11 protein-coding genes are annotated in these 13,106 nt (G+C 32.2%); 9 read left to right on the top strand and 2 right to left on the bottom strand.

Annotation, left to right across the window (positions count from 1 at the left end):
- Positions 1-3 precede the first annotated feature (3 nt).
- From CHB80_RS07750 to CHB80_RS07715, 8 genes are all read left to right on the top strand, one after another.
- Positions 4-762 carry a phosphoribosyltransferase family protein gene (locus CHB80_RS07750; RefSeq protein WP_089370883.1) on the top strand — a complete coding sequence of 253 codons (759 nt, stop codon included), beginning with the start codon at positions 4-6 and terminating at the stop codon, positions 760-762.
- A gap of 50 nt (positions 763-812) precedes the next feature.
- Positions 813-1,373 (top strand): NADAR family protein, encoded by a 561-nt coding sequence (locus CHB80_RS07745; RefSeq protein WP_089370882.1) that lies wholly within the window; start codon positions 813-815, stop codon positions 1,371-1,373.
- 36 nt (positions 1,374-1,409) lie between these two features.
- The gene (locus tag CHB80_RS07740) at positions 1,410-2,402 is read left to right on the top strand and encodes a hypothetical protein (protein ID WP_089370881.1); all 993 of its coding nucleotides are present in this window, start codon (positions 1,410-1,412) and stop codon (positions 2,400-2,402) included.
- A 107-nt stretch (positions 2,403-2,509) separates the two neighbouring features.
- On the top strand, positions 2,510-3,046 hold the full coding sequence (locus CHB80_RS07735) for an RNA 2'-phosphotransferase (RefSeq protein WP_089370880.1): 537 nt from the start codon (positions 2,510-2,512) through the stop codon (positions 3,044-3,046).
- A gap of 5 nt (positions 3,047-3,051) precedes the next feature.
- Positions 3,052-3,780 carry a metallophosphoesterase gene (locus CHB80_RS07730; protein ID WP_089370879.1) on the top strand — a complete coding sequence of 243 codons (729 nt, stop codon included), beginning with the start codon at positions 3,052-3,054 and terminating at the stop codon, positions 3,778-3,780.
- A 5-nt stretch (positions 3,781-3,785) separates the two neighbouring features.
- On the top strand, positions 3,786-4,427 hold the full coding sequence (locus tag CHB80_RS07725) for a DUF4291 domain-containing protein (protein WP_089370878.1): 642 nt from the start codon (positions 3,786-3,788) through the stop codon (positions 4,425-4,427).
- 180 nt (positions 4,428-4,607) lie between these two features.
- Complete coding sequence (locus CHB80_RS07720; RefSeq protein ID WP_089370877.1) at positions 4,608-5,171, top strand: hypothetical protein; 564 nt, start codon at positions 4,608-4,610, stop codon at positions 5,169-5,171.
- A gap of 82 nt (positions 5,172-5,253) precedes the next feature.
- Positions 5,254-6,114, top strand: coding sequence for a hypothetical protein (locus CHB80_RS07715; protein WP_089370876.1), 861 nt, complete (start codon positions 5,254-5,256; stop codon positions 6,112-6,114).
- Positions 6,115-6,117: 3 nt separating this feature from the next.
- Here CHB80_RS07715 and CHB80_RS07710 read toward each other — a convergent pair whose 3' ends face one another.
- Together CHB80_RS07710 and CHB80_RS07705 are read right to left on the bottom strand one after the other, a co-directional pair.
- Positions 6,118-6,741, bottom strand: coding sequence for an HD domain-containing protein (locus CHB80_RS07710; RefSeq protein ID WP_089370875.1), 624 nt, complete (start codon positions 6,739-6,741; stop codon positions 6,118-6,120).
- Positions 6,742-6,791: 50 nt separating this feature from the next.
- Positions 6,792-7,373 (bottom strand): Crp/Fnr family transcriptional regulator, encoded by a 582-nt coding sequence (locus CHB80_RS07705; protein WP_089370874.1) that lies wholly within the window; start codon positions 7,371-7,373, stop codon positions 6,792-6,794.
- Positions 7,374-7,680: 307 nt separating this feature from the next.
- Between CHB80_RS07705 and CHB80_RS07700 the strand changes: the two genes are divergently transcribed.
- A complete protein-coding gene (locus CHB80_RS07700) occupies positions 7,681-13,074 on the top strand; it encodes a CHAT domain-containing protein (RefSeq protein ID WP_089370873.1) in 5,394 nt (1,797 codons plus the stop codon).
- Positions 13,075-13,106 lie beyond the last annotated feature (32 nt).

Below are 13,106 nucleotides of genomic sequence, written 5' to 3'. Positions count from 1 at the left end.
ACCATGTCATATACTATAAAACGATTTAAAGACGGACAAATAACAGCTAGTATACTAACAAAAGGTGATTTACATATTTCCTTACGAGGCAATACGTATGAAGATCTGTTTACTGCAGCATCTATAAAAGATGCTTGGGATGCGTATCATGCCTTAGAAAAAAGCGCTACTACAACACTAACCTTGTATTGTTTAATAGGGCAACGTTCAGACAGACGGTTTCACGAGAAAGAGTCATTTGATTTAAAAGTGATTACACGTTTTATAAATAGCATGAGATTTGATCTTGTACAGATTTTACATCCACATAGTGATGTATCACTAGCATTGATTGAAAATGCTATACAAATAGATCATTTTGAATATGTACAAAAGACGTATCATACAATTGGAAATCCTGTTTTAGTAAGTCCAGATGCGGGCGCCTATAAAACATCACATAGCATTGCAGAACGATTAGAAGCAAATCTAATCCCTTCTAATAAAGTACGTATAGATGGAAAACCCATGATTAGCATACAAGGAGACGTAAAAAATAAAGAATGTCTTATTGTAGATGATATCGCAGATGGGGGACGTACTTTCAAATTATTAGCAGAAGAGCTCAAAAATCAAGGTGCCACAAAAGTGTTTTTATATGTAACACATGCACAGTTTAACTATGGGTTTGACGAAGTAAAACAAAGTATTGACCATGTGTATTGCACCAACAGTTATAGAGATATAGAAGATCCATTTGTAACGCAATATGAAGTGATATAGTATAATAAATGATGTATACGCTTTCGCGAAAGCGTATAAAGAATAGTAAAATGAAATACACAATAGAAACCATAAAGAATCAATATAGAATCCAAAAGGAATTGCTGAAATATGTCTTTTTTTGGGGACATACACCTTCCAAGAATGGAGATACAACAAAAAGCTGTTTTAGCCAATGGTGGGAACTTGATTTTGAAGTAAACGGAATTACATATAGAACAGCAGAACATTGGATGATGGCTGGGAAAGCTCGATTATTTAATGATACTGTCATTCTTGAGAAAATAATCAATGCATCACACCCTAATCAAGCAAAAAAGCTAGGGCGGAAGGTCTCTAATTTTGATGCAGATATTTGGGATGCACATAAATATGAAATTGTAAAAGAAGGAAACTATCATAAATTCTCTCAACATTCTAATTTAAAGGAGTTCTTAATCAATACTGCTAATAGGATCTTGGTAGAAGCAAGTCCATTTGACCCTATTTGGGGAATTGGTTTAGCACAAAGCAAACCAAATATTGAAGATCCAAATACTTGGAAAGGAGAAAATCTATTAGGTTTTGCCTTGATGGAAGTAAGAGATGAATTGGTAAGTGAAAATGGATGAGTACGCTTTTGCGAAAGCTTATAAAATAAAAATAAGATGTGGTTTAAAGAATTAGTAGGATTTGATGAAATATCTCCAGATGATGTACGGAAACATCTAGAGATGGATGGAACAGTACTACGTTCTAAAGTGAACGGAGAATCCTATGAATGTGGTACGCTAGAAATTCCAACAGTACAGGAACTTAGAGAGAAAGTAGCATACATAAATAGTAGTGCTTCTCAAATAAGAGTATCTGAATGTATAGCAAATGTACAAGAATTGCATAAAGACGTTGATAATGTAAATGCATTATTTCAAGCAGCTTCTCAATTCAATTTGTTAGAGATGGTAGGGCCAGAAATAACACCTGAATCTGGTGTTGGGAGATATCAATTTGATTATACACAAGGACCTGCATGTGCTATTGCTTGCGGAGCAGGAACGATCTATAGAAACTATTTTGTACCCGTAAGGCATAAAATAGGACAAACATCAGATAATCAGATAGATTGTTTGGAGGATATTGCTAATTATCTTAATAACAATACGCACAATTTGTGGGAAATGAGAAATGGATATGCGTTAGTCTCTCAAAAAGGATTATTACACATTAATAAAGTGATTGCCGAATTATCTATTGAAGAAAGAGAAGTACTTAAAGGGAAGCTCAAAGTAGGTATTCAATGGGATACTGAGGTTACATTAAATGAAGTAAATCATTTAGTTTCTCAGGTATATTGTTCGGCATTACCTGTAGCATACTCCATCATAGATTTTTATTATTGGGAGTCTTTTGCAAGAGTTATTTTAGAAGCTACGTATGAGGCAACACTTTATGCAGGATTGCTCAATTATGAAAAAACAGGTTGTCCAAAAGTATATCTAACATTAGTAGGAGGTGGTGCTTTTGGAAATGAGACAGATTGGATTATAGAATCTTTACATAAAGCAATCTTGAAATGCAAAGATATGCCATTGAATGTACAAATAGTAAGCTATGGAAGCTCTCAGACAGCTGTAAGAGATCTTATAAAGAAATTAAGATGATAATGAGTACGCTTTCAAGGAGTATAATGACGCAGAAGTTTATACTGAGCTTGCCAAAGTACGAAAGTGTATACAACAACACGAAACGTGTTTAAAAAATTAAAACAATGAATACAAAACATATAAGTAAATTTCTAAGTCTCGTACTTAGACATAATCCCGATAAACTTGGGATTACACTCGATACACAAGGATGGACAGATGTCAATATCTTGCTACAGAAAATGAATGCACAAGGTAAAAATGTAGATGTAGAACGCCTAAAAGAAGTCGTTGCTACCAATGATAAAAAACGCTTTGCTTTTAATGAAGATCAAACAATGATCAGAGCCAATCAAGGGCATTCTATTTCGGTCGATTTGAATTATGAGGCAATTACACCTCCTAATTTCCTATATCATGGTACGGTACCTAAGTTTATGGGAGAAATTAAACAGCAAGGATTACGTAAAATGAGTAGACATCACGTACATTTAAGTGAAGATAAAACTACAGCGATGCGCGTAGGTGCTCGAAGAGGAGTACCAACCATTCTAGTGATTCGATCTTCAGAGATGCATCAAAAGGGTCATTTATTTTATAAATCAGAAAATAATGTTTGGTTGACAGATCATGTACCCTCTGAGTTTATAGATTTTAAATAATAAGCATGAGAACACTAGTTATAGGCGACATACACGGAGGATATAAAGCATTACTTCAAGTACTAGATAGAGCAGAAGTGACTACAGCCGACATGCTTATTTTTTTAGGAGATTATGTGGATGGATGGAGTGAATCTGCACAAACCGTAGAAAAACTAATCGCATTATCAAAGAGTAATACCTGTGTATTTATACGAGGGAATCATGATGTATGGTGTGGTTTATGGCTAGAAAAAGGCGCTACAAATCCAATTTGGCTAGCGCATGGTGGTAAAGAAACCATGGCAAGCTATATACAAACAGGACTTTTGGCAGATAAGCGTCATCTTGCATTCTATAATGAACTACAAGATTACTATATAGATTCAGAAAACAGATTATTTCTTCATGCTGGATTTACGTCTATGCATGGTGTTGGAAAAGAAGAATATGAATCCAATTACTATTGGGATAGAACGTTATGGGAGGCAGCATTATTAGCAAAAAATATTGCTCCAGAAATGCTTGAAAAGACCCCCCCGCAACGATTTGCTCATTATAATGAGATTTATATAGGACATACTCCTACCACAAATTATAAACAAGATACCCCTATACAAGCATACAAGGTATATAATATAGATACGGGAGCTGCTTTTAAAGGAAAACTTACAATGATGGATATAGACACCAAAGAATACTGGCAAAGTGATTCGTTACCCTCTTTATATCCAGATGAGAAGGGGAGAAATTAAAAACTGTGAAACTACTACTAAAACCCTATAAAGAACAGGTAAAAGAATGGCCTCAAGAAGGACATCATATCATGGCACAATATGATGATGAAAAAGTAATTGTATATCAATCATATCGACCTGCTATTGGGAATTTTGCCTATAGAAATCAATTTTTTGGAGGCCCCTTCAAACTCACTAGAATGACATGGATCAAACCAAATTTCTTGTGGATGATGTACCGTAATGGTTGGGGCACTAAAGAAGGACAGGAGATTGTACTCGCGATTCATTTAAAAAGAGAAGCTTTTGAACGTTATCTATCAAAAGCAGTGTATTCTAATTATCAGGAAGACATTTATAAAACTAAAGAGGCATGGCAAGAAGCTGTAAAGAGCTCAGAGATACGATTACAATGGGATCCAGACCACGATCCGTATGGTGCCAAAGTAGACCGTAGAGCCATCCAAATTGGAATAAGGAATCAAGAAATCGTATCCTATGCCAAAGATGATATTCTAGAAATAGAAGATATCTCGGCATATGTGAATGAACAATATCAGCATGTTCTTGCTAATAGATTAGACGATTTAATATTGCCTTCTGAAGCTCCTTATATACCTAAAGATATTGAGGTTGTAAAACGATTACGAATTATGACTTTATGAAATTCATGTAAAGCGATGTAGAATATATAGTTCTTATACTAATTAAAGAGAAATACCCACTGTTGGGTATTTTTTTTGTTAATTTAAAGCATAATTTTAAGGTATGTAAAAAGGAATACTTATTATTATCTTTAATGGTCTATATTCCTATCTTACTTATTTTAAGTTATTTTAAAAATAATGTACGACTATTCTATCATTGCAGAAGCCTTTCTAGTAGGAGCTTTCCCTTGGATTTCGCAGTTGCGAAATCTAGATATCCATTTCAAGATCCCATCTTTTAATTTAAAATCTATCTTTAACTTTTTTGCGAGTCTTTTTGGTATTTCTATATATATAATATTGAATAGACTAGGGAAGTATGATCTATTATATTGGCCAGATTGGAAATTATTTATTCTCATAGCACTACTATTGACAATCATCTATATGATTATTTTGATATATAAACGCAAAGAAGTAAACACAGGAAAACTTAAATGGCCTATTCTCTTAAATTTTGTGATATATATTTTCATATTTTGTAACCTAACTTCTGGTTTTGGCCTTTTAGAAACCTATAAAGATCATTATGTATTTAAAGGAATCGTCGTAAATAAACAAGGTATTGGTGTTGGAAAAACTTCTATATTAGTGATTTCTGATGAAAATGAGATAAATACATTGACAGATCAAGAAGGGAATTTTTCATTTTTAGTACCTAAAGAAAAAGCAGATTCTTATAATAACAGGTATTCCCTATAAATTATGAGTTTTATGAACTCCAATTTGGAGATATGTCAGCCCTTAAATCCTATTCTAGAGAAATTATCTTAAAAAATTTATAATGAGAAAAAAGATTTTATTAAGTATATACCTTTGTTTATTTAGTTTTTCAATTATAGTAAGCCAAAATACTAATGTAAAATTACGTTTAAGTTTTAGGCCTGGTATTTCTGCTTCTGATGCAGAGAATATTGATATCATTATAAGTATAATAGTAGGAGAAGAAGTAATAAGCGAAAGTTTTAATAGATATCCAGGATTTATAAATAGGGCTGTACCTAATCCTCAAAATGAAAGGGTATTTGTTGAGATAGATGTATTAGAACCTTCAGAATGGACCGTAAAAAAGAAACGTATTCCATACGATAGAGGGAATGGAACTATTCAGTTAAGAAGGCGTACTGATGTATATATATCAAGACGAGATGAAGCAGTCAAATATAAAAATAGAAAACAGTATTCTAGAGCTATTGAAGTATATGATGAGATGCTAGAGAATAAATTTTACGCATCTGAAAGTCATAAGTTTGAAATATTAAGAAATAAAGCTGATGTTCTGAATAAATACGAAAAATATGAAGATGCAATGCAGACCTATGCATCTATTAAAGATGAAGTAAATCTTTTTGAAATCAGTGATAAGAAACAAAAAGTACTAGTTAACGAGCTATATAATACTATTCTAAAAGTAGGTGGATACTCAAAATTGAAATTACCAGAAGAAGAATTCCCAACACTTATTGGAAGTGATACAGGTATTGATTTAGCCTCATGGGAAGCAGTTACAGAATTATATAATAATGTATATACAAATAAAGTAAGTCCAATAACAAATACTGCAGTTATAGACGGAGAACTTATTAAATCTCAATTTGGAATCATAGGAGATACTTTTAATACATTTATCACAAGAGGACAATAATACTTATTTAGAATATTCTTCGAGTTCTTTTTTCATATTCTTTCTTGCATTATCTTCAAATGCTACTTGAAAGTGCTTTGTCTGAAAAATCCAATTTCGACTTAATAATTGTTTTAAAAAACGTTTACGTCCTTGTTTATATAAAAACAATGGTATTTTTTGATATTCCTTTCTAATGTCATTACAATACTGTTGATACTTTTCTGGAGTTGCTCCAAGTATAGAAAGGTCCATATCAAGAAATACCTTTGTCAATGGACAATCAGATGTATGTGTAGCAGTAGCAATAATCATGTCATTAATACTATCTACACTAGTCATTTCTATGCCTAATGTTGTTAACCACTTAGTAGCAAATTGAGCGCTTTGAAACTCATTGTCTGTTGACTTATAATCATATATAACATCATGGAATAAAGCTACATGAACTAGTAGGCGTATTTCTGTTTTTGAATGCTTTAAAAGCTTTATCTGATCAAATAACTGTGCTACGTGGTCTAAGGTATGGTAATACCTATTAGGTTGTGTATACTGTTTTTCTACTTCCATAAAACAAGCAGCAGAAATAGTAGTATGTTTTGTTTGCGTAAGACTTAACCAATCTTGATATATGTGTTTGTTCTCCATACGTCAAAGGTCTTGACTATAACAATAGCATGCATTGATGTATGGTAAGATTACAGCTGCTTACGAATACGGCTTAAAGATTCTGGGGTAATCCCCAGATAAGAAGCAATATAATGGTGAGGAATTTTATTAAGTAACGTAGGATATAGTGTAAGAAAAGACACATACCTATCTGTAGCAGTTTTATATTGTAAAGATTCTATTCGTTCTATGGCAAGTACATAGTTATATTCTGCCATGAGTCTTCCAAAAGTATTTAGTGTAGGAATTTCTGTGTATAAAGAAGTCCACTCTGAGTATGGAATAGAAAGCAATTGTCCAGGCACAATACATTCAATAATTTCTACACTGGGCTCATTTTTTAATAGACTCACAAAAGAAGCTACAAAAGGATTTCTTGACTCATAATTAAAGTAACTTGTGATTTCTTTACCATCCTCGATACGGTATACTCTATAAACTCCTGAAACTACAAAACGTAGGGAAGTACAGACTTGTTCTTGTTTTACAATAATAGCATCTTTGTTATAGATCTCTAGAGAGAGTTTATCAGAGATAGACTGCTTGTCTTCAGGGGTAAGGTGAACTTTAGACGTTATAAAATCAAATAAAGCATCTGTAGGAATAGACATATGATAAATGTACTATTATTTCCTGAGTACGCTTTCGCGAAAGCGTATAAAGAAAAATATTCTTCAATGTATATGAATCAATATTTTTAAAAGCGTGGTATTGAATAGAAAGAGAAGGGAGTCTATAAAATTGAGTAACAAGAATATACTAACATCTTTTTTTGTATATTTAAACTCCCTTTTATAGACAAATTCCCCTTTCAAATAATTAAAATATATCATTAATGGTGCATGGTGACCACTATTCATGGCTGTATGCTATTGAATATTTTCATCGTGTATTTATGTATTAAATAAAGGTAAGATTATGACTAAAAAAGCAAAACTATATGGAAATAGTAGAGAAGTAAGTGAAATCAGTATGTCATTACCATTAGAGGTAGCTTCCAACTTTACATTAAAAAAACATATAGAACTTTCTACTACAAGATCTGATAGTAAAGAAATTAAAGTAGAATTTGAAGAAAATGATTTAGTTGCTATACAGTTTGCAGATAATACAGAATGGATAGGTCATCCAGAAGATATACAAGAGATTTACGATGAGCGTATTCTCAATAAACGATCTACCACAGATGATGATTATATTTTTGAAACTCAAATATCATCACAAGGTGAAACTAGGGGTATTATAAAACAAGCTGTTGTAAAGCTTTTTAGTGTTTTTAGTGCAAATACCTCTGTAGCTGCCATTACAATGGAAGCTCTTGGACTTAAGTATGATAAAAAAATACAGCCCAAACCAGGTTTATATGCCATAGATAATGACTTTAAAAGAATCCCTTTTAAGGAAAACAAAGAAAACAATCATTACTTATTATTAATACACGGGACAATTTCTTCTTCTATAGATGCGTTTTCACAGCTTAATGATAGTGATGCTTGGCAAAAAATTACAGGGAAATATCAAAGCAATATAATGGCACTTGACCATTATACATTATCAGAAAGCCCACTTCAAAATGCCTTAGATTTTTTAAATGCATGTCCGGATAAATGTAATTTGGATATTATGAGTCACTCACGAGGAGGGCTTATAGCAGATATTCTTGCAAAATGCGATTACAATAATAATGAAAACCAAGAAGTTGGTTTTAGTAAGAATGAACAAGATATTTTCCTAAAGAAAAAGCAAAAAGCAGATGCAGAGGGAAGTAAAGAACCACAGGAGTATGATATTATTCAGAAAATCAACAAAATTGCACTCCAAAAACAAATTACAGTAAACAAAATTGTACGTGTCGCTGCTCCTGCAAATGGAACTACTATTTTATCACAGCGTGTGGATCATTTCTTTAATCTTTTATTAAATACTATTTCACTAGCCTTTGGGGTCAAAAATCCATTATATGGAGTTGTCAAATCATTCTTACTGGAATTAGTTAGTCAAAAAGATGATCCAGATGTATTACCTGGATTAAATAGTATGATTCCTGGGTCATTATTTCAAAAAATGATCAATGCAGCAGATACAACTGTAGAGAGTGATTTATACAATATTATAGGTGATTCTGAAGTAGGAGGGGTAAGTTTTGATTCTATCAAAGTAATTCTTGCAAACCTATTTTATAGAGCTGCAAATGACCTTGTAGTGGATACTAGTAGTATGACTCATGGTGTAAAACGAGTTGATGGCTTTTATACATTTACTTCTAGGGATAGTGATACAAATCACTTTAACTATTTTAAAAATAAAAACTCGTGTGATGCGATCCTTCAAGTTTTAGCACCTACAGATGAATCTATTCATAATTTGTACACGAAAGAAGTATATGCTAGCGGACAACGTGGTATACTATTAGACAAACTATCATTATCTGGTGTTACTTATGAAGAACCAAAATTAGATGACATAACCAAAGATGTACTCATCTTAATTCCTGGTATTATGGGATCTACATTGAGTTCTAGTGGTAAAGATCAATGGATTCAAATGAGAGCGCTTAATAAAGGAGCTATTGTGGATAAACTTGCCATAGAATCAAAAAATGTAAAAGCATCTGGAGTAGTTGAGAAATTCTACAAGCAATTTGGGGATCATTTTGCTACTAAATATAATGTAGTATCCTATGAGTTTGACTGGAGAAAATCAGTCTCAGAAGCAGCTATTGGCTTAGAAGCTCTTGTAAAAAGAATGCTTAAAGCAAATGTAAATGTGCATATAGTCGCTCATTCTATGGGAGGATTACTTGCTAGACAGTTTATGATTGATTTCCCAGCAACTTGGGATGATTTCATGAAGCCTACCAAAAATAAATTTGTGATGTTAGGAACCCCTTGGTTAGGGTCCTATCTTATTATGGAAGTGCTTACGGGTCATAGTAGAAGAGTAAAGCAACTCGCTATGATTGATTTTAGAAATGATCGTGAAGAATTACTAGAAATCTTCTGGAAGTATCCAGGAGTTTTTGAATTACTTCCTATTGAAGAGATTCCTTCACGAAAATTTTGGACAGCTACATTTTGGAATACCGTCAAAAAGAAGGCGAATCTAAAAAATATGCCTGATCTAGCTAATAATAAGGAATCATTATCAAAATTTGATGATTTTAGAAGTAAAATTCTTGCGTTCTTAAAAGGATTAGATGCAGAAGAAAAAAGTGATTTCTTTGATAAAATCTATTATGTCTGTGGAAAGGCAGATAAAACAGTATTTGATTATGCATATAAGAATAAGTTTTTATCAAGACATAAGAAATTAGTTTACAAAGCAACATCGCATGGAGATGGAAGTGTTACGTGGAAAACGGGAATTCCAAAACAGTTATTAAAGAGTAATAACTTGTATTATACAAATACAACACATGGTGAATTAGCTAATGAACCATCCATGTTTGATGGAGTCATGGAGCTTTTAGAACGTGGTAAAACAAATAAATTAGATACACAACCGCCAGCAAGTACTAGAAGTGGAGAGATTATCACTGATGTACATGAGTATGTTGAACCGCTTGCAGATTCTGATGCTGTATTAAACGCAGTGTTTGGAACAGAAAAGCAAAAAGAAGTAAAATCAGATACATTTGAAATAACGGTTGTTAATGGAGATTTGAAAGAGTCGTATTATCCAGTAATGGTAGGGCATTTCTTTATGGATCTTATTTTAAGTGCCGAAAAAGCATTAGATGGTTACTTAGAAAATCGTTTATCACATCGTATGGGTATTGGATATTATCCAGGTAAGATAGGAGAGAGTGAAGTCTTTTTTAATTTAGAAACACAACCAAAAGGAGCTATTATTTGTGGTTTAGGTAGCACTGAAACATTAACCCAATTCTTACTTTCAAAAACAGTGAAAAACGCTGTATTAAAGTATGCAATGTTTATGCGTGATAATTATACGCTTCCTCAAGCTAAAAAATATGCCTCAGGAATTTCTTTTATATTAATGGGAATAGGATATGGGAAACTTCCAATAGAAGAATCTTTAAAAGGTATTCTATTAGGTGTTGCAGAAGCGAATGTATACTTAAAAGAAACTGGAGCAAAACAAGGTTTAAAACCTATAACTCATATTGAGATTATAAACTATTACGAATCTATTGCTAGTGAAGCTTATTTTTCATTAAGTAAAATCAAATATGATGATAATCGTATTCCGTTTACATTAAACAAAGGTATAGTACGTAGAACAGGCGCTAAGAAAAAACAAACATTCACAACAAACACATATACCTCTTGGTTTAACTTACATATTACAAACACGAGTATTTCTACGAATCAAGGAATTGTAAAGAAAGGATTTAAGTATTATGCTTCCAATGGATTAGCAAGAGTAGAAGAAGAATTTATAGGTATTGATTTTAAAGACATAAAACATCTTTTATTACAACAAGCAAGTACCTCTAATTGGGATAGACGTCTATCAAAGACATTATTTGAGATGTTAATTCCAAATGGTTTCAAAAATGTATTTAGAAATCAAGGAAACTTGATTATCAAAGTTGATAAAAAGTCTGCAGAGATTCCATGGGAATTGATACATCATTCAAAGGAAGATGATACACCTATTGCTGTAGGTTCAACATTTATAAGGCAATTAGTTACGGCTGATATAGAGCGTTTTGATCAAGTAACTCATAATAATAAGAATGTCCTTATTATTGGAGATCCTATATATAATGATAATACCTTACCCCAGCTTCCTGCTGCAAAAAAAGAAGCTGAATGGGTTTCTAATACATTAAGCGCTCATGAGTATAAGACCTTTACTTGCATAAATGAGTCGTCTTTAAGAATTACAACCGAGTTATATAACGAACAATATAAAATCATGCATTTTGCCGGTCACGGACTCTATGATATAGATAACGGAAGAGTAGGTATTGCAATAGGAGATGGTATTTTTATTGATCCACAGAAGTTAAGACAGATTGGGTATGTACCAGAATTTGTATTTATAAATTGCTGTTATTCTGGTGCTATGAAAGCTAGTGATGATTCTTACACTAGAGACAGATATCGATTGGCAGCCAATGTAGGTACTCAACTTATAGAAATGGGTGTGAAAGCCATTATTATTTCTGGTTGGGCAGTAGATGATGCAGCAGCAGAAGATTTTTCTGAAACCTTTTATAAAAACATGCTAGATGGATATAATTTTGGCACGTCAGTCCAAAAGGCAAGATTATCTTGTTTCCAAAATCATCGTTCTACAAATACTTGGGGGGCTTACCAATGTTACGGAAATCAGTTTTATACATTTAGTAACAGAAAATATAGTAAAGAAGATTTATTAGATTATGTAATAGACACACAAGTTCATACAGATATGGACAATCTATTAAATGCTATTAGGGATCGTAAAAATAATAGAGAACAGACCTTACAAAAATTAAACCGATACATGGAGAAAGCAGAAAAATCAAATCTGCTTGACGCATTAGTTTTAGAAAAAGAAGCATTGATATATAATGAATTAGACGAGTATGATATTGCTTGCCAAAAATTTAAAGAGCTCTTCAAATATGGCAAAGGAACTTTTTCTATTGGTGCATTAGAACAATATTGTATTATTAAAACTAGAAAGTTTGAAAAAGATACCTTAGAAGAAGAATTACAAGAAATTGAATTTTTATCTCTTATTGGAAGGAATCCTGGAAGAATAAATATTATAGCAAATGCGTATAAGTTTGCTTCTATGAAACTAGATGTAAAACCAAAATCAAAGAGAAAGACAAAAACAGTTACTAAAGATGCTATTTATTATCTAAATAAAGCTTTTAATGGATTTGCAGAGAGTTTCTCGATTTCGAATGATATATATGGTGCCGATTGTCTAGATGCTACAACAAATATGATTTTTATAGCTCATATTTTAGAGACACATGGTGAAGGAACATTAATAAATCATCTCAAAACCTGTGAAGCTTTTGCAGGTGTTAAAGAGATCAAAACACACATTTTAACACTATACAAGGATATCTTTACAAAAGACACTTCAAATGTGGCCTTAGAAGTACGTATTGGGATTGCTGAATTAGGATATGCATTAGCACTCTTAAAAGATAATTTTATGGCTAATGAAGATCTTAATATTGTCAATAAGTTTAAAGATGTTTTTCTGCAATTGTATAGTCCAAGATATATAAGTATAGAGCTATTACAAATTAGTTTTATAGAGCACTATACGAAAGATGAGACGGTGTTAATGCAGTTAAAACAAATTAAAGAAGAAATTAATAAATTAAGAAGACAGTAATCATTCTAACTTTCAAACAATTGAAAATTAAT

This window comes from Dokdonia pacifica (assembly GCF_900188275.1).
Classification (GTDB): Bacteria; Bacteroidota; Bacteroidia; order Flavobacteriales; family Flavobacteriaceae; genus Dokdonia; species Dokdonia pacifica.
This window is presented reverse-complemented; position numbering and strand designations above follow the sequence as displayed.